19 protein-coding genes are annotated in these 22,203 nt (G+C 71.7%); 4 read left to right on the top strand and 15 right to left on the bottom strand.

The window, feature by feature from the left end; translation table 11 throughout:
• Nucleotides 1-32: 32 nt before the first annotated feature.
• Nucleotides 33-512: a GNAT family N-acetyltransferase gene (locus ACQ1X7_RS14985; RefSeq protein WP_432479014.1), complete on the top strand. Its 480-nt coding sequence runs from the start codon at nucleotides 33-35 to the stop codon at nucleotides 510-512.
• On the opposite strand, the gene mctP is transcribed toward ACQ1X7_RS14985, so the two are convergent.
• From mctP to ACQ1X7_RS14955, 6 genes are all read right to left on the bottom strand, one after another.
• The gene (gene mctP, locus ACQ1X7_RS14980) at nucleotides 509-2,182 is read right to left on the bottom strand and encodes a monocarboxylate uptake permease MctP (protein ID WP_432479013.1); all 1,674 of its coding nucleotides are present in this window, start codon (nucleotides 2,180-2,182) and stop codon (nucleotides 509-511) included. The two genes, ACQ1X7_RS14985 and mctP, sit on opposite strands and share 4 nt — an antisense overlap.
• Complete coding sequence (locus ACQ1X7_RS14975) at nucleotides 2,179-2,430, bottom strand: DUF3311 domain-containing protein (protein ID WP_432479012.1); 252 nt, start codon at nucleotides 2,428-2,430, stop codon at nucleotides 2,179-2,181. The genes mctP and ACQ1X7_RS14975 overlap by 4 nt, the downstream gene beginning before the upstream one ends.
• Before the next feature lie 36 nt (nucleotides 2,431-2,466).
• A complete protein-coding gene (gene gabT / locus ACQ1X7_RS14970; RefSeq protein ID WP_432479011.1) occupies nucleotides 2,467-3,807 on the bottom strand; it encodes a 4-aminobutyrate--2-oxoglutarate transaminase in 1,341 nt (446 codons plus the stop codon).
• A complete protein-coding gene (locus ACQ1X7_RS14965) occupies nucleotides 3,804-5,036 on the bottom strand; it encodes a saccharopine dehydrogenase family protein (RefSeq protein ID WP_432479010.1) in 1,233 nt (410 codons plus the stop codon). Before ACQ1X7_RS14965 ends, gabT begins: the two co-directional genes overlap by 4 nt.
• A 1-nt stretch (nucleotide 5,037) precedes the next feature.
• Entirely contained in the window at nucleotides 5,038-6,471 is a 1,434-nt protein-coding gene (locus ACQ1X7_RS14960) for a gamma-aminobutyraldehyde dehydrogenase (protein WP_432479009.1), read from the bottom strand.
• Nucleotides 6,472-6,991: 520 nt separating this feature from the next.
• Nucleotides 6,992-8,614, bottom strand: coding sequence for an amidohydrolase (locus tag ACQ1X7_RS14955; protein ID WP_432479008.1), 1,623 nt, complete (start codon nucleotides 8,612-8,614; stop codon nucleotides 6,992-6,994).
• A gap of 116 nt (nucleotides 8,615-8,730) precedes the next feature.
• Here ACQ1X7_RS14955 and ACQ1X7_RS14950 point away from each other — a divergent pair, with 116 nt between their 5' ends.
• Nucleotides 8,731-10,101, top strand: a complete 1,371-nt coding sequence (locus ACQ1X7_RS14950) for an aspartate aminotransferase family protein (RefSeq protein ID WP_432479007.1) — start codon at nucleotides 8,731-8,733, stop codon at nucleotides 10,099-10,101.
• Nucleotides 10,102-10,311: 210 nt separating this feature from the next.
• Nucleotides 10,312-10,740 (top strand): SgcJ/EcaC family oxidoreductase, encoded by a 429-nt coding sequence (locus tag ACQ1X7_RS14945; RefSeq protein ID WP_432479006.1) that lies wholly within the window; start codon nucleotides 10,312-10,314, stop codon nucleotides 10,738-10,740.
• Nucleotides 10,741-10,755: 15 nt separating this feature from the next.
• Here the strand turns inward: ACQ1X7_RS14945 and ACQ1X7_RS14940 are convergent, their stop codons facing one another.
• The 4 genes from ACQ1X7_RS14940 to ACQ1X7_RS14925 are packed head-to-tail and all read right to left on the bottom strand — an operon-like array spanning nucleotide 10,756 to nucleotide 13,403.
• A complete protein-coding gene (locus ACQ1X7_RS14940) occupies nucleotides 10,756-11,490 on the bottom strand; it encodes a DUF4386 family protein (RefSeq protein WP_432479005.1) in 735 nt (244 codons plus the stop codon).
• A 26-nt stretch (nucleotides 11,491-11,516) separates the two neighbouring features.
• Nucleotides 11,517-12,461, bottom strand: a complete 945-nt coding sequence (locus ACQ1X7_RS14935; RefSeq protein WP_432479004.1) for an NAD-dependent epimerase/dehydratase family protein — start codon at nucleotides 12,459-12,461, stop codon at nucleotides 11,517-11,519.
• Nucleotides 12,458-13,054 (bottom strand): hypothetical protein, encoded by a 597-nt coding sequence (locus ACQ1X7_RS14930; protein WP_432479003.1) that lies wholly within the window; start codon nucleotides 13,052-13,054, stop codon nucleotides 12,458-12,460. Before ACQ1X7_RS14930 ends, ACQ1X7_RS14935 begins: the two co-directional genes overlap by 4 nt.
• Before the next feature lie 4 nt (nucleotides 13,055-13,058).
• Nucleotides 13,059-13,403, bottom strand: coding sequence for a hypothetical protein (locus ACQ1X7_RS14925; RefSeq protein WP_432479002.1), 345 nt, complete (start codon nucleotides 13,401-13,403; stop codon nucleotides 13,059-13,061).
• Between the two features lie 89 nt (nucleotides 13,404-13,492).
• On the opposite strand from ACQ1X7_RS14925, the gene ACQ1X7_RS14920 reads away from it, so the two are divergent.
• Nucleotides 13,493-16,486, top strand: a complete 2,994-nt coding sequence (locus ACQ1X7_RS14920) for a BTAD domain-containing putative transcriptional regulator (RefSeq protein ID WP_432479001.1) — start codon at nucleotides 13,493-13,495, stop codon at nucleotides 16,484-16,486.
• 13 nt (nucleotides 16,487-16,499) lie between these two features.
• Here the strand turns inward: ACQ1X7_RS14920 and ACQ1X7_RS14915 are convergent, their stop codons facing one another.
• From ACQ1X7_RS14915 to ACQ1X7_RS14895, 5 genes are all read right to left on the bottom strand, one after another.
• Nucleotides 16,500-18,005: a CoA-acylating methylmalonate-semialdehyde dehydrogenase gene (locus ACQ1X7_RS14915; protein ID WP_432479000.1), complete on the bottom strand. Its 1,506-nt coding sequence runs from the start codon at nucleotides 18,003-18,005 to the stop codon at nucleotides 16,500-16,502.
• An 81-nt stretch (nucleotides 18,006-18,086) separates the two neighbouring features.
• Nucleotides 18,087-18,875, bottom strand: coding sequence for an ABC transporter permease (locus tag ACQ1X7_RS14910; RefSeq protein ID WP_432478999.1), 789 nt, complete (start codon nucleotides 18,873-18,875; stop codon nucleotides 18,087-18,089).
• 43 nt (nucleotides 18,876-18,918) lie between these two features.
• Entirely contained in the window at nucleotides 18,919-19,779 is an 861-nt protein-coding gene (locus ACQ1X7_RS14905; protein ID WP_432478998.1) for an ABC transporter permease, read from the bottom strand.
• On the bottom strand, nucleotides 19,772-20,947 hold the full coding sequence (locus ACQ1X7_RS14900; RefSeq protein ID WP_432478997.1) for an ABC transporter ATP-binding protein: 1,176 nt from the start codon (nucleotides 20,945-20,947) through the stop codon (nucleotides 19,772-19,774). Before ACQ1X7_RS14900 ends, ACQ1X7_RS14905 begins: the two co-directional genes overlap by 8 nt.
• Complete coding sequence (locus tag ACQ1X7_RS14895) at nucleotides 20,931-22,103, bottom strand: polyamine ABC transporter substrate-binding protein (RefSeq protein ID WP_432478996.1); 1,173 nt, start codon at nucleotides 22,101-22,103, stop codon at nucleotides 20,931-20,933. Before ACQ1X7_RS14895 ends, ACQ1X7_RS14900 begins: the two co-directional genes overlap by 17 nt.
• Nucleotides 22,104-22,203 lie beyond the last annotated feature (100 nt).

Below are 22,203 nucleotides of genomic sequence, written 5' to 3'. Positions count from 1 at the left end.
TCCCGAAACGCCGGGGACACTACGATCGGGGCGTGCGGCTCGAGCCCTTCCCCGCTGCGCAGGCGGCGCTGGTCAGCGGCTGGGCACCGACGCCCGGCGAGGTCCGGTCGTGGTGCGCCCGCAGCGAGGCGCCGGTTCCCCCGGAGGTCGTCGCGTCGTGGGGTGAGGCGGACGACGTCGAGGCCTTCCTGCTGGTCGACGACCACGGCGTCCCCCTCGGGTACGGCGAGCTGTGGCTCGACGACGACGAGGGCGAGGTCGAGCTCGCCCGGCTGCTGGTCGACCCCGCCCGTCGCGGCGAGGGGGTCGGCCGACGGCTGACCCGGCTGCTCGCGGAGCAGGCGCGCGACGCGCACCCCGACCTCCCGACCGTCTGCCTCCGGGTGCTGCCCGACAACGTCGCCGGCCACCGCGCCTACGAGGCCGCCGGGCTGGCCTTCGTCGACCCCGACACCGAGGCGGCGTGGAACGCCGGCCAGCCGACGGCGTACCGCTGGATGGTGCTCCGCTAGCTGGTCGAGCCGGGCGCCTGGGGCTCCCCACGCGTGAGCTGGTCCTCCTCGGCCGCGAGGTCGGCGTCGACCCGCGGGTCGCCGGCGTCGGCGAAGTAGTCACCGGGCCTGGTGGAGTCGCGACCGTTGGGCACCCTGAGCGCGTTCAGCGCCAGCGTGATCACGACGGCCACGGCGATGTTGAGCGCGAACGCGGTCATCGCGATGTAGCCCATCTCGCCCAGGCCCGGGATCTCCGCGAGCGAGCCGCCGAACCGCTTCCCGGTGACCGGGTTGATCACGTTGTAGGCCGACCAGGTGCCGTAGGCCATGCCGACCGCCCAGCCCACGAGCAGGCCCCAGCGGTGGAACCAGCGGGTGTAGAGGCTGAAGACGATCGCCGGGAAGGTCTGCAGGATCCAGATGCCGCCGAGGAGCTGGAAGTTGATCGCGTTCTGCTTGTCGAGCGTGAGCACGAACACCAGCGCGAACGCCTTCACGACCAAGGAGGCCAGCTTGGAGACCTTCGCCTCCTGGGCCGGGGTGGCGTCCTTCTTCAGCCACTCCTTGTAGATGTTGCGGGTGAAGGTGTTGGCCGCCGCGATCGACATGATCGCCGCCGGCACCAGCGCTCCGATCGCGATCGCCGCGAAGGCGACGCCCGCGAACCAGCTCGGGAAGGAGTCCTCGAACAGCTGAGGGATCACCAGCTGGGGATTGGGCTCACCGTCGACGCCGATCGGCTCGGTGCCGGCCGCGATCGCTACCCAGCCGAGGAGGGCCAGGAGGCCCAGCACGAAGGAGTACGCCGGCAGGATCGCCGCGTTCCGGCGGATCGTGTTCCGGCTGCCGGAGGAGAGGCTGGCCGTGACCGAGTGCGGGTACATGAACAGCGCCAGGGCCGACCCGAGGGCGAGGGTCGCGTAGGCCCACCCGGTGCCCTCCCCGGGGATGAACGACCCGGTGGGCTCACCCGTGGCCTCGTTGGTCGTCGCCATCTTCTCCTGCGCCGCGCCGAAGACCGCGTCCCAGCCGCCGACCTGCGAGGGCAGGTAGACGATCGCGACGATGATCACCAGATAGATCAGGGTGTCCTTCACGAACGCGATGATCGCCGGGGCGCGCAGCCCCGAGGAGTAGGTGTAGGCCGCCAGCAGGGCGAACGCGATGAACAGCGGCAGGTCCTTCGCGAGCAGGCTGTCGCCGCCGCCGAGCCCGACGACCTCGAGCACCGCCTGGATGCCGACCAGCTGCAGCGCGATGTAGGGCATGGTCGCGACGAAGCCGGTCACCGCCACAGCCAGGCTGAGCCCGCGGTCGTCGTACCGACCACGGACGAAGTCGGCGGTGGTGACGTAACCGTGCCGGTGGCTGACCGACCAGAGGCGGGCCATGAAGATGAAGATGATCGGGTACAGGATGATCGTGTAGGGGACGGCGAAGAAGCCGGCCACCGATCCCAGGGCGAACATCGCCGCCGGGACCGCCACGAACGTGTAGGCCGTGTAGAGGTCGCCGCCGAGGAGGAACCAGGTGACCCAGGTGCCGAACTTGCGACCGCCCAGGCCCCACTCGTCGAGGCTGTCGAGGCTCTCGGCGCGACGCCAGCGCGAGGCCAGGAACCCCATGACCGTGACGAGCAGGAACAGCGCGACGAGGACGGCGAGCGCGACGCCGTTCACCCCGCTCATCTCCGCGCCGCCAGGACCAGCTTGTAGGCCGCCCAGGTCATCCCGGAGCAGAGGAAGACCCAGAGGAACTGGTACCAGAAGAAGAAGGGGAAGCCGAACAGCTCGGGCTCGTCCCGCGCGTACGACGGCACCCACATCAGCGCCACGATCGGGATCAGCAGCAGGATGCCCGCCGCGACCAGCTTGCCCTTGTCGGTGTGGGGGACCTCCGGGTCAGACCGGTGGTCCTGGGGGTTCCCGAGACTCATGGTGCGGCACGTTACCGATGCCGGCCCCTCTCCGCACTAGGCAGTCGCGTCGAACGCCTCCGCGACCACGTCGAAGGCCTCCTCCAGCAGCGCGTCGGAGATCGCCAGCGGCGGCAGGAACCGGAACACGTTGCCCCAGGTGCCGCAGGTCAGCGTGACCACGCCCTGCCGGTGGCAGTACGCCGACACCGCCGCCGCCCGGGCGGCGTCCGGTTCGATGGTCCCGGGGGCGGTGAGCTCGATCGCCTGCATCGCCCCGCGGCCGCGCACGTCGCCGACCACCGGGTGCCGCTCGCGGAGCTCGGCGAGGCGACGTCCGATGAGGTCGCCGATCGCGGCGGCCCGCGAGACCAGGTCGTGTGTCCGCATCTCCTCGATCGCCCCCAGCGCGGCCGCGCACGCCACGGGGTTGCCGCCGTAGGTGCCGCCGAGGCCGCCGACGTGCACGCTGTCCATCAGGTCGGCCCGACCGGTGACGCCCGCGAGGGGCAGCCCGCCGGCCATCCCCTTGGCGGTGGTGACCAGGTCGGGGACCACGCCCTCGTGGTCGCAGGCGAACCAGTCGCCCGTGCGGCAGAACCCGGACTGGATCTCGTCGGCCACGAACAGGACGCCACGCTCGCGGCACCACTCGGCCACGGCCGGCAGGAACCCGTCGGCCGGCACCACGAAGCCACCCTCGCCCTGGATCGGCTCGACCACCACGCAGGCCAGGTTGTCGGCGCCGACCTGCTTGTCGAGCACGTCCACGGCCCGCGCGGCCGCCTCGGCGCCGGACAGGCCGTCGCGGAACGGGTAGGACATGGGTGCCCGGTAGACCTCGCCCGCGAACGGCCCGAAGCCGTGCTTGTAGGGCATGTTCTTGGAGGTCATCGCCATCGTGAGGTTGGTGCGCCCGTGGTAGCCGTGGTCGAACACGCCCACCGCGTCTCGCCCCGTCGCGACCCGGGCGATCTTGACGGCGTTCTCGACCGCCTCGGCCCCGGAGTTGAACAGCGCCGACTTCTTGGCGTGGTCGCCCGGGGTGAGCTCGGCCAGGGTCGCGCACACCTCGACGTAACCGTCGTACGGCGTGACCATGAAGCAGGTGTGGGTGAAGGCGTCGACCTGCTCGTGCACCCGCCGGGTCACCTCCGGCGCGGCGTTGCCGACCGTGGTGACCGCGATGCCGGACCCGAGGTCGATGAGCGAGTTGCCGTCGACGTCGACCAGGACGCCGCCGCCCGCCGCGGTGACGAACACCGGCAGCACGGTCCCGACGCCGTCCGCGACGTGGGCCTTCTTCTGCTCCAGCCGCGCCTGCGAGGCGGGCCCCGGGATCTCGGTGACCAGTCGCCGCTCCTGCGGCAGGGCCGGCCCGCCCGTCGCGGCGCTCACGGCTGCAGCTCCTGGATCCCCCAGGGCGAGCCGTAGTCCGCGAGCAGGTCGAGGAACGGTACGGCGTCGAACGCCTCCGGGCCGAGCACGCCCGCGCCGCTCCAGGCGCCGGTGGCCAGCAGCTCCAGTGCGACGACGGGGTTGACGGCGGTCTGCCACACCACGCACTGGTGGCCGTACTCCGCCATCGACCACTCGTTGTCGACCACGTGGTGCAGGTACGTCGACCGCGGCCGGCCGTCCTTGCCGGTGCCGGTCACCCAGAGGCCGGCGCAGGTCTTGCCCTTCATCCGCGGCCCGACGGTGGCCGGGTCGGGCAGCACCGCCGCCACCACGTCGCGCGGGCTCACCTCGACGCCCTTCACGGAGACCTTCTCGGTCGAGTCGAGGCCGAGGGTGTGCAGCACCTTGAGGACGGTGATGAACTCGTCGCCGAGGCCGTACTTGAAGGTCGCCCGCTGGCAGTCCACCCAGCGGGGCATGAGGAGGACCTCCTCGTGCTCGACATTGACGCACTCGACCGGCCCGATCCCCTCGGGGAAGTCGAAGACCTCGGGCTCGCTGAACGGGGGCGTGGTGAACCAGCCGCCGTCGACGTCGGCGCGGGCCCGCTCGTAGATCACCGGCGGGTTGAGGCACTCCTCGATCGTGGTCCACATCGAGAACGACGGCGCGAAGATCTCGTTGCCGGCGTCGTCGGTCACCACGAGGTTGGCGCCGTCGCGGGTGCCGAGCTCGTCGATGTCGGAGAAGAGGTGATCGGCGGCGTAGCGCGCGAACACGTCGGACAGCCCCGGCTCCACGCCGATCCCCACCAGCGCCAGGCGACCGGCCTCCTCCCACTGCGGGGCGACCGCGAACTGCTCGTCGCCGAGCTTGACCCCGCACTTGGAGTACGGCGCGTCGGGGTGTGGCTTGCTCAGGGACATCGCCATGTCGAGGTAGTCGGCACCCGCCGCGAACGCCCCGTCGAACACCGGCATGTCGAACACCGGGTCGACGGCGTTCATCACGTGGGTGATCGAGTGCTCGCGGCACAGGGCGGCGACGGACTCGGCGTCGGACGCGTCGATCCGCGCCGCGACGTACCGCTCGTCGGCCGCGGCAGCCTTCTCGGCACGCGCGAGGTCGTAGTCGGCGACCACGATCGTCTCGAAGAAGTCGCGGCGCGCGGCGATGGCGGTGAACGCACCGCCGACGCCGCCGGCACCGACCAGGAGGATCCTCACGTCACTCGCCGATGTAGCTCATGACGTGCTTGATCCGGGTGTAGTCCTCGAGCCCGTAGATCGACAGGTCCTTGCCGTAGCCGGAGTGCTTGAACCCGCCGTGCGGCATCTCGGAGATGAAGGGGATGTGGGTGTTGATCCAGACGCAGCCGAAGTCGAGCCGCTTGGACATCCGCAGCGCACGGGCGTGGTCCCGGGTCCACACGCTGGAGGCGAGGCCGTACTTGACGCCGTTGGCCCAGCGCAGCGCCTCCCCCTCGTCGGTGAACTTCTGGACGGTCATCACCGGGCCGAAGATCTCGTCCTGGATCTGCTCGTCGTCCTGCTGGAGGCCGGCGAGGACGGTCGGCTCGTAGAAGTAGCCCTTGTCGCCCCAGCGCGAGCCGCCGGTCTCGACCCGGGCGTGGTCGGGCAGCCGGTCGACCATGCCCGAGACCCGGTCGAACTGGTTCTGGTTGTTGAGCGGCCCGTAGTAGGTGTCCGCGTCGGCCGGGTCACCGGTCGGCATCCCCTTGGCGGCCTCGCTGAGAGCGGCGACGAAGTCGTCGTGGACCCCAGGGCCGGCGAGCACCCGGGTCGCGGCGGTGCAGTCCTGGCCGGCGTTGAAGAGACCCGCCCCGGCGATGCCCTCGGCGGCCTTCTCGACGTCGGCGTCGTCGAAGACGATGACGGGTGCCTTGCCGCCGAGCTCGAGGTGGACCCGCTTGAGGTCGTGGGCGGCCGAGCCGGCGACCTCCATGCCCGCGCGGACCGACCCTGTGATCGCCACCATCTGCGGGGTGGGGTGCTCGACGAGGGTGCGGCCGGTGTCGCGGTCGCCGCAGACGACGTTGAACACGCCCGGCGGCAGGAACTCCTGGGCCAGCTCGGCGAACAGGGTGGTGCTGGCCGGCGTCGTGTCGCTCGGCTTGAGGACGATGGTGTTGCCGGCGGCGAGGGCCGGCGCGACCTTCCAGACCATCATCATCAGCGGGTAGTTCCACGGCGTCACCTGGCCCACCACGCCGATCGGCTCGCGACGTACCCAGGAGGTGTGGTCGGCCATGTACTCACCGGCGGACCGACCCTCGAGCACCCGGGCCGCCCCCGCGAAGAACCGGAAGTGGTCGGACGCGTAGGGCATCTCCTCCTCCATGGTCAGCCCCCGCGGCTTGCCGGTGTCACGACACTCCACCTCGTTGATCTCCTCGACGCGCGCCTCGACGGCGTCCGCGATCTTGAGCAGCGCTGCGGCGCGGTCCTGCGGCGTGGACTCGCCCCACGTCTCGAAGGCGCGCGCGGCCGCCTCGTAGGCGCGGTCGACGTCCTCGGGCCCGCTCATCGGGGCGTGGGCGTAGACCTCGCCGGTCGTCGGGTCGATGACGTCGTAGGTCTCGCCGGACGCCGAGTCGACCAGCTCGCCGTTGATCACGTTGCGGAAGGTGGTGTCAGCCATGTCGGCACCCTAAGGCTGGGACGACGGAATCGGTAGGCCCTCGGGTGGTGGAGTGCCGGATTTCGTCGCCACGACCCCCTTCGGGGGGTGAGGTGCGAGGCGGGCCGCCCCTCCCCACCGGAGGTTGAGGTGCCAGGCCGGCCCTACCGGAGGTTGAGGTGCCAGGCCGGCCCTACCGGAGGTTGAGGTGCCAGGCCGGCCCACCGGAGGTAGAGGTGCCAGGCCGGCCCACCGGAGGTAGAGGTGCCAGGCCGGCCCCACCGGAGGTAGAGGTGCCAGGCCGGCCCACCCGGAGGTTGAGGTGCGAGGCCGGCCACGGCCGAGCCTCGAAACCGCCGCATCGCCCGCAGGGCCTCGACCACCGGAGATCGAGGCCCTGCATCGGTCCCGGGGTTTCGAGGCTCAGGCGCAGAGCGCCTTCGCACCTCAACCTCCGCCGGCAGGGGCTTCGAACCTCAACCTCCGGCAGCACCTCGACCTCCGCCGGCAGGGGCTTCGAACCTCAACCTCCGGCAGCGCCTCAACCTCCGGGGGTGCCGTGGACGCACTCGCCGTCGATCCACGTGGAGACGACGCGCGCCGCGCCGATCTCCTCCGGCGGACCGGCGAAGGGGTCGCGGTCCAGCACGGCGAGGTCGGCCACGAAGCCCGGCCGCAGCACGCCGGCGTCCTCGCGGTGGTTCACCCACGCGCTGCCGGAGGTGTACGCCGCGAACGCGGTGGCGAGGTCGACGGCCTGCTCGGGCAGGAACGGCTCGGTGCCGGCCCGGCCGGGTTCGCCGTACGCCGTGCGGGTGACGGCGGTGTGGATCGCCGCGAGCGGGTCGGGCGTGCTCACCGGCCAGTCGCTGCCCATCACCAGCCGCGCACCCGACCGGTGGAGCCCGCCGAAGGGGTACTGCCAGCGGGCGCGCTCCCCGCCGAGGAACGGAATCGTCAGGTCGGTCATCTGGTCGTCGTGGCACGCCCACAGCGCCTGCGCGTTGGCGGCCACGCCGAGGGCCGCGAACCGCGGCACGTCGTCGGGGTGCACCAGCTGCAGGTGGGCGATGTGGTGGCGCCGGGCGGGGTCGGTGCCCTCGAACGCGTCGAGGGTCTCGCGCGTCGCCCGGTCGCCGATGCAGTGCACGTGGACCTGGAAGCCGGCCGCGTCGAGGGCCCGGACCGCCTCGCGCAGCGCGGCGGCCTCGACGAAGGAGTGGCCCGTGTTGGAGGTGGGCCGCCCGTCACCGTCGAGGTACGGCGAGGTCATCGCGGCCGTGAAGTTCTCAGCGACGCCGTCCTGCATGATCTTCACGCTCGTGGCCCGGAACCGTCCGCCGGTCATCGCCTCGCGCCGCCCGACCAGGTCGGCCACCTGCTCGACGCCCTGCCGCCGCTCCCACCAGAGCGCCCCGACCACGTGGGATCGCAGGTCGCCGTTCGCGGCCGCCGTGACGTACGTCGACGCCGGGTCGTCCATCCCGGAGTAGGCGCCGACGATCGCGTCCTGCCAGCCGGTGACGCCGAGGGAGTGCAGGTACGCCTGCCCCTCCATGAGCGCCGCGTGGTAGTCCTCCCCCGTCGTGCGCGGCAGCAGCCGTGCGACCAGGGACGTCGCCGCCTCGTGGAGGGTGCCGCTCGGCCGCCCGTCCGGGTCACGCTCGAGGCGCCCGCCGGCGGGATCCGGGGTGTCACGGTCGACGCCGGCCAGCTCGAGGGCCCGCGAGTTGACCCACGCCCCGTGGTGGTCGCGGTTGGGCAGGTACGCCGGCCGGTCCGGGACCACCGAGTCCAGGTCGGCCGCGAGCGGGGTGCCGCCGGGGAAGGCGGCCATCGCCCATCCGCCGCCGACGATCCACGGCAGCTCGGGGTGGTCGGCGGCGTACCGGCCGATCGCCTCGAGGTAGTCCTCGCGGGTGCTCCACGGGGTGAGGTCGCAGCGCAGCCGCTCCAGCCCGCCCTGGATGGGGTGCACGTGTGCGTCGGTGAACCCGGGCGACACCAGTCCGCCCGCGACGTCGACCACCTCGGCGCCCCGCGCCCGCTCGGGGGGCACCTCGCCGACGGCGGCCACCCGGCCCTCCTCGACCAGCACCGAGGCCGCGCCGAGGTGCCGGTACCCGTCGAACACGGAGCCGCCGGTGAGCAGGAGTGCCGTCATGGCGACTTCCTATCAGGAGGTGGGAGGGCGCCGCCACGACGGAATCCGAACAAGGGACGCGCCGTTGGCGACGGATTCGCTTGCCAAGCCCCCGATCGCCCGCGCATGATGACGCCATGGCGCTCGACCACGACCAGCTGCAGAAGTCCGCCCACGACCATCTCTGGATGCACTTCGCGCGCCACTCCACGTACGACCAGTCCGACGTGCCGGTCATCGTGCGCGGCGAGGGTGCCTACATCTGGGACTCGAAGGGCAAGCGCTACCTCGACGCACTGGCCGGGCTCTTCGTGAGCCAGCTCGGCCACGGGCGGACCGAGCTCGCCGACGCCGCCGCCGCCCAGGCGAAGGAGCTGGCGTTCATGCCGCTGTGGTCCTACGCCCACCCGTCGGCGATCGAGCTGGCCGACAAGGTGGCGTCGTACGCCCCCGGCGACCTCAACCGGGTGTTCTTCACCAGCGGCGGCGGCGAGGCCGTCGAGACCGCGTGGAAGCTCGCCAAGAACTACTACAAGCTCGTCGGCAAGCCGATGAAGCACAAGGTGATCAGCCGCGCGATCGCCTACCACGGCACTCCGCAGGGCGCGCTGTCGATCACCGGGCTCCCGCTGCTCAAGCAGCAGTTCGAGCCGCTGGTCCCCTCCACCTTCCGGGTGCCCAACACCAACTTCTACCGCGCCCCCGAACGCGCCGACGACCTGGAGGCCTTCGGCCGCTGGGCCGCCGACCAGATCGCGGTCGCCATCGAGAACGAGGGACCCGACACGGTCGCGGCCGTGTTCCTCGAGCCGGTGCAGAACGCCGGCGGGTGCTTCCCACCGCCCCCGGGCTACTTCCAGCGGGTCCGCGAGATCTGCGACGAGTACGACGTGCTGCTGGTCTCCGACGAGGTGATCTGCGCCTTCGGTCGGCTGGGCCACATGTTCGGCTCCGAGCGCTTCGACTACCAGCCCGACATGATCACCTGCGCCAAGGGCATCACCTCCGGCTACGCCCCGCTGGGCGCGATGATCGCCACCGACCGGCTGATGGAGCCGTTCCTCAAGCCCGGGGCGATGTTCGCGCACGGCTACACCTTCGGCGGCCACCCGGTCTCGACGGCCGTGGGCCTGCGCAACCTGCAGATCTTCGAGGACGAGAAGGTCCTGGAGCACGTGCGCGACACCGAGGCGGCGTTCCGCGCGACCCTCGACCGGCTCCGTGACCTGCCGATCGTGGGCGACGTCCGCGGCGAGGGCTACTTCTACGGCATCGAGCTGGTCAAGGACCAGGCGACCAAGGAGACCTTCTCCGACGAGGAGTGCGAGCGGATCCTCTACGGCTACGTGTCCAAGGGTCTCTACGAGGAGGGGCTCTACTGCCGTGCCGACGACCGGGGCGACCCGGTCGTACAGCTGGCCCCGCCCCTAATCTGCGAGCAGGAGCACTTCGACGAGATGGAGCAGGTGCTCCGGGTCGTGCTCGACAAGGCGTACTCGATGCTCTGAGCCCAGCCGACGCGGCGCAGCCGCGGTGGCGTGGGGCGAAGAGGTTGAGGGATCGCGGCAGACCCGAGCCCGCGAGGGACTGCCGACCGATCGTCTCGAGACCTGAGCCAGGTGGGCGCGTCGAGCCCGGGAGGGGGCTCACTCACGCCGGGACCCGTGCTCTCGCGCGGTCTTGACCTCACGTGCACTTCAACGAGCACGATCTCCGGCATGACCACCCACGACGAGGCCACCGGGCATCTCCCGCCCGACCCTGAGGAGGCGATCGCCGCCCTGCGCGAGCTGGTCGCGGCCGTGGAGCGTGCGCAGCAGCGCGAGCTCGTCGACGACTTCATCGCCCTGTTCCGCGAGGACGCGATCTGGACCACCGGCCACGGCCGTCGGCTGTTCGGCCGCGACGCGATCGCCGAGTTCACCGCAGGGGTGCTGCCCGGCTCCAGCAGGCAGGGCAGGACGACGTACGAGCTCGAGCACGCCCTGTTCATCCGACCCGACGTGGCAGCGGTGAAGGTGCGCCAGCGCTCCTTCACCGACGACGGCACACTCGCGAGCGAGGGGTCGCCGATGTACGTGGTCGCCCACGAGGACGGCCGCTGGCTGCTCACGGCCAACCAGAACACCCCGGTCCTCAGGGCGTGAGCCGTCCGGGGCCTCCTACCGCGCGCCGGAGCGGGTACGGCCGGGCGTGGCCACGGGGACCGTGGCGCCGTCCGGCACGCGGAACAGGACCCAGGCGAAGGCGAGCAGCCATGCACACCAGAGCACGTAGCCGGCGAAGTTGCTGAGGCTGGCCGGCTCGAACAGCGGGACCAGGATGCCGGTCGCGATCAGGCCGGCCGCGGCGTACCCGAGCGTCCCCATCCATCGGGGCATCAGGGTGCCGCGCAGCGCCGTCACCACGAGGATCGTGAAGGTCGCGGTCAGGGCGTAGCCCACGGTCTCGCCGATGGCCTTGCCCAGCACGACGTGGAGGAGCTCGAACCGGTGCTCGGCGGCAGCCCTGGTCGCGGGGTCGAGCGCGTCCTCGCTCACTCCCGGGACGAGGGTGATCCACCTCTGCAGGCCGATCACCTGGACGGCGGCCGCAGCCACGCCGACGCCGGTGATCCAGTGGCCGAGCCGCCCTCCCACCAGCCGCCCGAGCCAGTACCCGGCAGGAGCGAGCAGGGCCGCGCTGACCACGAGCACCCCGAACCAGGCCATCACGGTCGACTGGTGCTCCCGGTAGAGCGCGAGGATGTCGGCGGTGGGGTCCTCGAGGACCTGCGGGTACTCGAAGACGCTCCCCAGGACGGTGAAGCCGGCGATGGCCAGTCCCGAGGCGAGGGCGAGGGCGGCGCCCGCGAGCCGGGCGGTGCGGCGGTGGGGCGTGGCGGTGGTGGCGTCCATGGTGATTTCCTCCGGTTGTCGCGGGTTCAGTGGGCAGGAGCCGGGGCGCGGTCGGCGTACCACCTGACGGTGGTCGCGAGTGCCTCGTCCAGCGGGGTCGCCGGGTTCCCGAAGGCGGCCCGGAACTTGCCGTCGTCGACGACCCAGTGGTCGGTGAACTGGTAGAGGGTGTGGAGGTACTCGCGCATCTCGGGCTTCAGGATCCCGAGCGCCCGCAGGGTGACCCGGCCCGCGGCCACGATCCGGGGGGTGGTCTCGGCCAGCCGGGAGACCTGCTCGATGACCTGGCGGGTGGTGCGCGCCTCCGCGACGGGCAGGTGCCAGACCTGCCCCGCCGCCTCCGGCCGGGTGCCGAGGACGATCAGACCAGCGGCGACGTCCGGGGTGTAGGAGTAGCTGTGGGACCGGTCGGGGTTGCCCATGACCTGCGCGGACCTGCCGGCGAGCGCGCGACCGAACACCGACTCCCCCAGGGCGGATCGGGTGGCCCCGGGTCCGAAGTAGTCCGAGGCTCGGCCGATGGCGACCTCGACACGACCGCGGCGATGCGCCTCGAGCAGCTCCTCGGTCATCGCGGCCCGGGTGGCGGACTTCGACGACGTCGGGTTCGGCTCCATGGACTCGACGAGCACCCTGCCCCGGGGCGGTCCGTAGGAGTAGAGGTTGTCGAGCACGACCAGGCGCGCCCCGGCCCCGGCGGCCCCGGCGACGACACCACGCTGCAGGGGCGGGAACTCCTCGCTCCACCGCTCGTAGTTCATCGCGTTCAGGCAGAAGTGGACGACGTCGGCGCCCGCGCACACGCGGGTGGTGAACGCCGGATCGGTGGCGTCGCCGCCGACGACCTGCGCCCCGGGGAAGCTCCCCCGTCCGTCGCGGTTGACGGCGATGACGTCGAACCCCTGTGCGACGAGCTGCTCGACGAGCGGGTGCCCGACCTGGCCTGTTCCGAAGACGACGTGGCGGCTCATGACTGGTGCTCGTTGGCGGTGGTGGCGGTGCGGGCGAGCTGCAGCGGGAGGACGGCGGTGAGGAGGGCGACGGTGAGGGCTCCCGCCGATCCGAACACCGTGAACTGCTCGTCGACCCGGACACCGATGGCCGTGGTCACCGCCCAGCCGAGGGCCCACGTCGCGGCCAGGTAGGCAGGCCATCCGAACGCGAACCGACCGAGTCGTGACCAGAGCACGACGCCCTGCGCCGCCCCGACGGCCAGGCCCGACACGGCGCCCTGGACGACGAGGTCGCCGAGGCCGGTCCGGAAGTCGACGAGGGACCCGCCGACCGCCAGACCCGTGGAGAGTCCGACCACGGTCGCGGCCACCCACCGGACGGCGAAGCGACGTCCGACGCGCAGTCCCCACGACTGGACGAGTCCGAGGACCGCACCGGTGGCGAGGCCGCCGCCGATCGCCGCCGCGAGGTCGTCCACGGGTCCGGTCAGCACCATGGCAGCGACGCCGCCGAGCGGGAACCCCGCGAATGTCAGCAGCCAGCGGAGCAGGTTGCGGAGGGCCGAGGACGCGTCGCTCGCGGCCTCCGGCCGGGTGTCGAGGTGGGACATGGTGCTACTCCTTGGTTCGGGCGGCGATCCAGGCCGCCAACAGGTGGTCGGGGTGGTCAGCGAGGTGGTCCCGCACGAGCACGTCGAGGAGCTCGGCGTCGCCGCGCAGGTGGGCGTCCGCGAGGGAGACGAGCTGCCGCTCGCGGACGGTTCCGGCCCGCGCCGTGGCTCGCGCGACGTACGTCGCGTCGCCGGACAGCAGGGCGGCGGCGACCAGCAGCGACGCGCTCTCGGAGCCGGGGGCCAGCGCGAGCACGCGGTCGACCGCACCCGGGTCGCCACCGACGAGCCTGCGCAGCAGGAGCGCCTCGGATACGTCCCGGTGGTGGGTTGCCTCGTGGTCGGTCACGGGACGACGGTGGCGCAGCACGCTGACGCGACGCTGACGGCGGCTGACGAAGGCTGACGGGCCGCCGGTCCTGGACCTACGCTCGACGGGTGCTCACCGTCTCCCTTCTGGGACCGGTCGAGGCTCGGCTCGACGACCTGCTGCTCGACGTGCCCGCGGGCAAGACGACCGAGCTGCTGGCGCGGCTCGCGCTGGACGCGAGTGTCCGGGTGCGTGCCGACACCCTGCTCGAGGAGCTCTGGGGCGGGCCGACCGGACGCAACACGCTCCAGTCCAAGGTCTCCCAGCTCCGTCGGGCACTTCGTGACAGGAGCCTCGTCGCCGGCAACGCCGACGGCTACCTGCTCGCCGTCGCACCGGAAGCGGTCGACGCCTCCCGAGCCGTGGCCCTCGCAGCGGAGGCAGGAGAGGCACGGAGGACCGGGGACGCCGCCGCGGCAGAGATCTGCGCGCGGGAGGGCCTCGCGCTCTTCCGGGGCGACGTGCTGGTCGACGCCGGCGCCTGGGCCGAGGTCCACCGGGCGCGGCTGGAGGAGGTCCGGCTCGGCCTGCTGGAGGACCTGGTGGCGGCCCGTCTCGACCTCGGCGCCGGGAGCGAGCTCATCGCCGAGCTGGAGTCGGAGGTCACGCAGCACCCGTTGCGCGAGGGGCTGTGGGCGTCGCTGATCACCGCGCTCTACCGGGCCGGCCGGCAGGCAGATGCCCTGGCCGCGTACGCGCGCGTCCGTCGGCTCCTGGTCGACGAGCTCGGCATCGAGCCCGGCCCCGAGCTCCGGCACCTCGAGGACCAGGTGCTCCAGCAGAGCGTCGAGCTGGGCGAGCCCGCCCGCCGCGGGGTCGCCGTCCCGGGCAACCTTCCGGAGGAGACCGGTGCGCTGGTGGGCCGGGTCGAGGACCTGTCCCGGCTCCAGCGTCTCGTCACGGAACGGCGGCTCGTGACGCTCACCGGCCCGGCGGGCGTGGGCAAGACCAGGCTGGCCACCGAGGTCGCCCGTGGCGTGGAAGCCGCCGGCGGCGTCTGGCTCGTCCGCCTGGACGCGGTCGACGCGGATGCCGACCTGGCGCAGGTGGTGGCGGAGGCGCTGCACGTCACCGGCGGCGCACCTGCCCTGCTCGAAAGGCTCGGCGGTGCGAGCACGCTGCTGGTCCTGGACAACTGTGAGCACCTGGTCGGCCCTGTCGCGGGGTTCGTCCACCAGCTGCTCGCGGAGGCACCGGCCGTCAGGATCCTGGCGACCAGCCAGGTCCCGCTCGGGGTCGAGGAGGAGCAGGTGCACCCGCTCGAGCCGCTGCCCCGGGACGAGTCGGTCGACCTGTTCGTCCTGAGAGCCCGGCAGTCACGCCGTCACCTGTCCCTGGACGCCCGGACCACCACCCTCATCGAGGAGATGTGCGGCTCCCTGGACGGGCTGCCCCTGGCCATCGAGCTCGCGGCCGCCCGGGTGCGGTCGATGTCCGTGCCCGACATCGCCCGCCGGCTGGACGACCGCTTCAGCCTCCTCCGCGACCCGTCGAGCCAGGGGCCGGAGCGTCGTCGTGCCCTCGCCGGTGCCATCGCCTGGAGCTACGAGCTGCTGTTCCCCGACGACCAGCGCGGGCTGTGGGCGCTGTCCGCCTTCGCGGGGAGCGCCGGCCTGGACGCGATCGAGGACGTCCTGGCCGCGCTGGGGGTGCCGTCCGGATCCGTGCCGGACACCATCACCCGGCTGGTGGACCGGTCCCTGGTCGCGGTCGACGCGGCCGCGAACGGCGACGTCCGCTACCGACTGCTCGACAGCATCCGGCTCTTCGCCGGCGCCCGACTGGAGGACGCGGGCCTCGCGCCCGTCGTCGCGCGGGCCCACGCGCAGTGGTACGCCGAGACCGCCGAGTGGTGCGACGAGCACGTCCGGACCGCTCGACAGCCCGAGTGCGTGCAGACCGTCCGCAGCGAACGGGCCAACATCGACGCCTCGCTCACCTGGGCCACCGCGCACGCGCCGGAGCTGGCCGCCCGGATCGCCCTCGGATTCGGCTGGACCTGGGTGGTCCTCGGCGACGGGACGGCCGGAGCGTCACGCGTCCGGGGGGCGATGACCTCCTCGGCGTCCGCAGCCCAGCAGCTGACCGGGGCCCTGCTCGCAGGATGGCTCGAGGCGTCGGCCGGGGACGTGACCCTGGCCCAGGCCGACCTCGACCACGCCCGTTCGCTCGCCGGTGAGGTCGGGGACGAGGTGCTCGTGGCGGACGTCGACCGGCACCAGGCCTTCGTGGCCATCCAGCAGGGCCGGGCCGAGCTGGCTCGGTCCAGCGCCGACGCCAGCCTGGCGACGTATGGGCGGCTGGAGCTCCCGTGGCGCACCGCGGGCAGCCTGTTGCTGGGCGCGTACGGATCGCTGATGGATGGTGACACGGCCACGGCGACGCGGGACGCGGGAGAAGCGCTGCTGCTGCTGACTCCGCTCGGCGACGGGTGGGGCCTGGTGCACGCGAACGCGATGCTCGGTGGGATCGCCCAGGCCGAGCACCGCTTCGCCGAGGCGGCGCGAGCGCTCGAGGACGCCGCCGACACCTCACGGCTGCTGGGCTTCCCGGGGCAGGCGGCGCTGCACCGGGCGACGCTGGCCCGCGTCCAGATGCGCGCGGACGACCCGACGGCCGAGGCGTCCTTCGAGCGCGCGATCGACGACGCCCAGGCGGTCGGCGACGGACGCCTGGCCGCGACGGCGCGGCTGCACCTGGCGCGGCTGCACCGCGCGCGTGGTCACCACGCCGCAGCCGTCGCGCTGCTCCAGGAGAACAGTCGGTGGTACGCCGCGGCCGGGGGCGGGGACTACGCGCTGCTCACCCGCTGCGTCCTGGACGCGGAGCTCGACGACGCCGACGGGCTGGCCGACGTGCTCGCCGAGGCCCGCCGGACCGGCAACCTGGAGGTCCAGGTGTACGCGCTCGACGCCCTGGCGCGCCTGGCAGCGCAGGTGGACGACGTCGCGGCCGCCACTGCCCACCTCGCCGAGGCCGACGCGATCGCGGAGGGGCTGCGCCACGTCGTGGACGAGGCGGACCGGCTCGACGCGGCGGCCGCGCGCGGACGCTGGCCGTGATGCCCGGCCTGGCTCAGCTGTGGCGAGGGAACCCGAGGTCCACGCCCCCACGCTCGGCAGGGTCCGGCCACCGGGAGGTGACCACCTTCTGGCGGGTGAAGAACGAGATGCCCTCGGTGCCGTGGGCGCGGGTGTCGCCGAACAGCGACGCCTTCCAGCCGCCGAAGGAGTAGTAGGCCATCGGCACGGGGATCGGCACGTTCACGCCGATCATGCCCACGGTCACCTCGCGCTGGAACCGGCGGGCGGCACCGCCGTCGGTGGTGAAGATCGCCGTGCCGTTGCCGTACGGCGAGTCGTTGACCAACGCCACGGCGTCGTCGTACGTCTCCGCCCGCACCACGCTGAGCACCGGCCCGAAGATCTCGTCGTCGTAGACCGACATCCCGGGCCGCACGTCGTCGAAGAGCGTCGGGCCGAGCCAGAACCCGCCCGCGGCACCCTTGGGCTCCACGTCGCGCCCGTCGACGACCAGCCGCGCGCCGTCGCGGACGCCCGCGTCGAGGTAGGAGGTGACCTTGTCGCGGTGGGCCCCGGTGACCAGCGGCCCCATGTCGGCGCCCTCGCGGCCGTCGCCGGTGGTGAGCCCGCCCATGCGGGAGGCGATCGCCTCGACCAGCTCGTCGCCGACCGGGTCGACGGCGACCACGACGGAGATCGCCATGCACCGCTCCCCCGCCGAGCCGAAGCCGGCCGAGACCGCGGCGTCGGCCGCGCCCTCGAGGTCGGCGTCGGGCAGCACGACCATGTGGTTCTTCGCGCCCCCGAGCGCCTGCACCCGCTTGCCGTGGGCGGTGCCCGTCTCGTAGACGTAGCGGGCGATGGGGGTGGAGCCGACGAAGGACACGGCGCCCACGTCGTCGTGGGTGAGCAGCGCGTCGACGGCGACCTTGTCGCCCTGGACGACGTTGAACACGCCGGGCGGCAGGCCGGCCTCGGCCCAGATCTCGCCGAGCAGCAGCGAGGCGGAGGGGTCCTTCTCCGAGGGCTTCAGGATGACGGCGTTGCCGCAGGCGATCGCGATCGGCACGAACCACAGCGGCACCATGGCCGGGAAGTTGAACGGTGAGATCACCGCGACCACGCCCACCGGCTGACGGAACGAGTAGACGTCGACGCCGCCCGACACGCCGTCGCTGAAGCCACCCTTGAGCAGGTGGGGTGCGCCGCAGGCGAACTCGGCGACCTCCAGCCCGCGCTGCACCTCGCCGAGCGCGTCGTCGAGCACCTTGCCGTGCTCGGCGGTGATCACGGCGGCCAGCTCCTCGCGTCGCCGGGAGAGCACCTCGCGGAACGCGAACATCACCGACGTACGGCGGGTGAGGGACGTCTCGCCCCACGCCCGGCCCGCCACGACGGCCCCGGCGACGACCGTGTCGACGTCGTCGCCGTTCGCGAACGCGACCCGCCGGGCGACGGCGCCCGTCGCCGGGTCGTACACGTCACCGAACCGGTCGGCGGAGCCCTCCCAACGCGCTCCGTCGCGCCAGTGCCCCACCACGTCGATCTGCTCGGTCATCTCGTCTCCTCCTCCGCGGATCGGGTCGTCCACCCATCCTGACCACCCACCCGGCCCGCGGCGCCGCCGGGTGGGCCGTGGTCAGACCCGCTGGCGTCGGGCGCGCAGCTCCGCGCCCAGCACGATCACGATGGAGATCGCGAACATCAGCGTGCCGATGACGTTGACCTGCATCGGCACCCCGCGTTGCGCGACGCCCCAGACGTACATCGGGAAGGTCGTGGTGGTGCCGGCGTTCAGGTTGGTGATGATGAAGTCGTCGAAGGACAGCGAGAAGCTGAGCAGCGCCGCCCCGAGGATGCCGGGGAAGACCAGCGGGAAGGTGACCCGCCAGAAGGTCTGCGACGGCGTGGCGTAGAGGTCCATCGCGGCCTGCTCCAGGTTGTCGCTCATGCCGGCCAACCGCGCCCTGACGGTGACGACCACGAAGGACAGGCAGAACATGATGTGGGCGATCAGGATCGTCAGGAACCCGAGCTGTCCGCCGTAGCCGGCGGCGACGAACAGCGCGAGCAGCGAGGAGCCGAGCACGATCTCGGGCACCGCCATCGGCAGGAAGATCACCAGGTTGGTGGTCGAACGGCCGGCGAACTGGTGCCGCACCAGCGCGAACGCCGCCAGGGTGCCGAGGATGGTCGACACCAGTGTCGCGAGCAGCCCGATCTCGATGCTGCGCACCACGGCCTCGCACATGGAGGGGTCGGCGCACGGGTTGAGCCAGTTGTCGAGGGTGAAGGCGTCGAAGCGGTAGACCACCCGGCTGGCCGGGTCGTTGAAGCTCATCAGCACCACGACGGCGATCGGGATGAAGGTGTAGGCCAGCACCAGCAACCCGAGGATGAGCACGAGGTGCTCTCGCAGCCACCTCATGATGCCTGCCCTCCTGCCGGGTGGGCGCTGTCGCGGGGTGTCCTCACAGGAGGTCCTCCGTCCCGGCTCGTCGGACGTAGAACAACACCATCACCACGACCAGGACCACCAGGATCATCGACATCGCCCCTGCCGCGGGGTAGTCGTTGGCGTCGGTGAACAGGTTCTGGATGACGTTGCCGATCATCCGCTGGTTCGGACTGCCCAGCAGCTGGGCGTTGATGTAGTCGCCGGCGGCGGGAATGAAGGTGAGCAGCGTCCCCGACACCACGCCGGGCAGCGAGAGCGGCCAGGTGACCTTGAAGAAGCCGACGATCGGCGAGGCGTAGAGATCGCTGGCCGCCTCGATCAGCCGGTGGTCGATCCGGTCGATGCTGGCGAAGAGCGGCAGCACCATGAACGGGAGGAAGTTGTAGGTGAGACCCGCGACGACCGCGACCGGCGTCGCCAGCAGCCTGCCGTCGTCGCCCAGGATCTGGAGGAACTGCAGCGTGTTCACGACCAGGCCGTCGTCCTCGAGGATCAGCTTCCACGACAGGGTCCGGATCAGGAAGCTGGTGAAGAACGGGGCGATGACCAGCACCAGCATCAGGTTCTTCCAGCGTCCCGCCTTGAAGGCGATGGCGTACGCCAGCACGTAGCCGAGCACGAGGCAGAACAACGTGGCGATGGCGCCGTAGACCAGGGATCGCACGAGCGGCACCCAGTACTCGGCCAGGGCGTCGGGGTAGTTCTGCCAGGCCCACGACATCTCGTAGCCCCGGAAGATGGAGCCGTCCGGGTCGTAGAGGCTGGTCGCGACCAGGGAGTAGAAGGGGACGACGAAGAACAGGGCGAGCCACACCAGCGCCGGGAGCAGCAGGATGTAGCCGATCGTTCCCCGCCGGCGCGTGGTCTCACTCACCGGGCGCGTCCTCCTGCTCCGCGCCCGCCCGGGCGTCCTGGCTGTGGTCGAGGAGGAAGGCGTACTCGGGGCGCCACGAGAGCTCGACCCGGTCGCCAGTGGTGAAGATGCGTCTCCGGCCGGTGTTCTGCTCGAAGACCTGGAGCTCCTGCCCCCACGGCATCCGGACGAGGTACTGGGTGCTGACGCCGAAGAAGCTGACGTCGGTCACCACACCGCCCGGCACCGTGTTGCCGGGGGCGTCGAGGGCCTCGCCCTCCTCGCCGATCAGCACCTTCTCGGGACGGATCCCGATCCAGCCGCGGTCGCTGTCGGCATGGGCGCGCTCCGAGGGGATGGACACCGAGGTGCCGTGCATGTCGACCGTGACGAAGTCGGACGCCCGGTTGGTCACCCGACCGTCGATCAGGTTCGACTGGCCCAGGAAGTTCGCCACGAACGTGGTGCGCGGGTTCTCGTACAGCTCGGCGGGCGCCCCCATCTGCTCGATGACCCCCGCGTTCATGACCGCCACGGTGTCGGCCATCGTCATGGCCTCCTCCTGGTCGTGGGTGACGTGGATGAACGTCAGGCCGACCTCGGTCTGGATCCGCTTGATCTCCAGCTGCATGGAACGGCGCAGCTTCAGGTCCAGGGCGCCGAGCGGCTCGTCGAGGAGCAGCACCTGCGGCTGGTTGATCAGGGCCCGGGCGAGGGCGACCCGCTGCTGCTGGCCGCCGGAGAGCTGGGCCGGCTTCTTGCGGGTCTGGGCGCCGAGCTCGACGAGGTCGAGCATCTCGGTCACCCGCCGGTCGACGTCGGACTCCTTGCGACGGCGCAGGCCGAAGGCGACGTTCTCGAACACGTCGAGGTGGGGGAAGAGCGCGTAGTTCTGGAAGACCGTGTTGACCGGACGACGGTACGGCCGGGCGTAGGTGATGTCGGCCCCGCCCAGCGTGATCGACCCCGAGGTGGGCGTCTCCAGCCCGGCCACCATCCGCAGCGTCGTGGTCTTGCCGCAGCCCGAGGGGCCGAGCAGGGCGAAGAAGGCCCCGCTCGGGACGTCGAGGTCGAGCGAGTCCACGGCCGTGAAGGCGGCGAACCGCTTCGTCAGGTCGCGGAGCCGCAGCCCCTCGTCGGCCCCGTCGGCGTCGCGGGCCTGCGCCTCGCGGTCAGCCACCTGTGACATCGGACCAGTCTCCTTCGTACTGAGTTGTCTGCGCGTCGTCGAGCGGCATGAAGTCGAACGTGTCGGCGAGGATCTCCTCGTCGGGGAAGATGAGGGTGTTGTCGACCAGCGAGGGGTCGATCTTCTCCATCTCCTCGCGGGCACCCTCGACCGGGCAGATGTAGTTGACCCACGCGGCGAGCTTCGCCGCCACGACGGGGTCGTAGTAGTAGTTGATCCACTCCTCGGCGTTGGCGAGGTGGGTCGCCTTGTTGGGCACGATCATGTTGTCGCTCCAGAGCGACAGGCCCTCCTCGGGGGCGACGAACCGGATGTCGTCGTTCTCGAACTGCGCCTGGATCACGTCGCCCGACCAGGCCTCGCAGGCGGCGATGTTGCCCGCCGTCAGGTCCTGGATGTACTCGTTGCCGGTGAACGCCCGGACCTGGCCGTTGGCGACGACCTCGTCCAGCCGGTCGATGGCCTGGGCCCACTCGGCGTCGGTGAACTCCTGCGGGTCGGCGCCGACCACCCGCAGCATGAAGCCCATCGTGTCGCGCATCTCCGACAGCAGGGTGATCCGACCCTTGAGGTCGGACCGCTCGATCAGCTCGGTGAAGCTCTTGACCTCGCCGGTCTCGGCCGCGTTGTAGGCGATGCCGGTGAGCCCGCTCTGCCACGGCGCGTGGAACTGGAGGTCTGGGTCCCACTGCCGGTTGCGCAGCGGCTCGATCAGGTTGTCGTGCAGGTTGGGGACCCGCTGGGGGTCGATCGGCTGGATCCAGCCCAGGTCGATCATCCGGGCCGCCATCCAGTCGGTCAGCATCATCATGTCGCGCCCGATCGGCTCACAGGCGCCGAGCTGGTTGCGGACCTTGGCGAAGAACTCGGCGTTGTCGTTGACGTCGTCGGTGTAGTCCACCGTGATACCGGTCTGGTCCTGGAACACCTGCAACGTGGAGTCGGCCTGGCGGCGAGGGTCGATGTACGCCGGCCAGTTGGAGATCACGAGGCGGCGCTCGGACTCGGACACGTCCTGGGCGAAGCACTCGGCCGGGTCCTGCTGCGCGCCGGGGATCCCGAACCTGGGGAGCACGGCCGCGCTGCCGACCACGAAGGCGGCGATGCCGGCACCTTGCAGGACCGTCCGCCGGGACATCCCACGCTGCTGAGCCATCGAGCTCCCTTCCACCACCCCCGGTCGGCTCGGATCGTGTCACGATTGCCGACGCCGGACAAGGGATTCCGCAGCACGTCGACCGCTTCACGACGGAAAT

The organism is Nocardioides sp. GXQ0305 (assembly GCF_050880345.1).
Classification (GTDB): Bacteria; Actinomycetota; Actinomycetes; order Propionibacteriales; family Nocardioidaceae; genus Nocardioides.
The sequence above is the reverse complement of the archived record's forward strand: the minus strand, read 5'-3'. Positions and strand labels throughout refer to the sequence as shown.

Excerpts from the sequence above, each read along its gene's own strand:
- mctP (WP_432479013.1), bottom strand. The coding sequence starts at position 2,182 with ATGAGCGGGGTGAACGGCGTCGCGCTCGCCGTCCTCGTCGCGCTGTTC.
- ACQ1X7_RS14975 (WP_432479012.1), bottom strand. The coding sequence starts at position 2,430 with ATGAGTCTCGGGAACCCCCAGGACCACCGGTCTGACCCGGAGGTCCCC.
- ACQ1X7_RS14960 (WP_432479009.1), bottom strand. The coding sequence starts at position 6,471 with ATGGCTGACACCACCTTCCGCAACGTGATCAACGGCGAGCTGGTCGAC.
- ACQ1X7_RS14955 (WP_432479008.1), bottom strand. The coding sequence starts at position 8,614 with ATGACGGCACTCCTGCTCACCGGCGGCTCCGTGTTCGACGGGTACCGG.
- ACQ1X7_RS14950 (WP_432479007.1), top strand. The coding sequence starts at position 8,731 with ATGGCGCTCGACCACGACCAGCTGCAGAAGTCCGCCCACGACCATCTC.
- ACQ1X7_RS14945 (WP_432479006.1), top strand. The coding sequence starts at position 10,312 with ATGACCACCCACGACGAGGCCACCGGGCATCTCCCGCCCGACCCTGAG.
- ACQ1X7_RS14940 (WP_432479005.1), bottom strand. The coding sequence starts at position 11,490 with ATGGACGCCACCACCGCCACGCCCCACCGCCGCACCGCCCGGCTCGCG.
- ACQ1X7_RS14935 (WP_432479004.1), bottom strand. The coding sequence starts at position 12,461 with ATGAGCCGCCACGTCGTCTTCGGAACAGGCCAGGTCGGGCACCCGCTC.
- ACQ1X7_RS14930 (WP_432479003.1), bottom strand. The coding sequence starts at position 13,054 with ATGTCCCACCTCGACACCCGGCCGGAGGCCGCGAGCGACGCGTCCTCG.
- ACQ1X7_RS14915 (WP_432479000.1), bottom strand. The coding sequence starts at position 18,005 with ATGACCGAGCAGATCGACGTGGTGGGGCACTGGCGCGACGGAGCGCGT.
- ACQ1X7_RS14910 (WP_432478999.1), bottom strand. The coding sequence starts at position 18,875 with ATGAGGTGGCTGCGAGAGCACCTCGTGCTCATCCTCGGGTTGCTGGTG.
- ACQ1X7_RS14900 (WP_432478997.1), bottom strand. The coding sequence starts at position 20,947 with ATGTCACAGGTGGCTGACCGCGAGGCGCAGGCCCGCGACGCCGACGGG.
- ACQ1X7_RS14895 (WP_432478996.1), bottom strand. The coding sequence starts at position 22,103 with ATGGCTCAGCAGCGTGGGATGTCCCGGCGGACGGTCCTGCAAGGTGCC.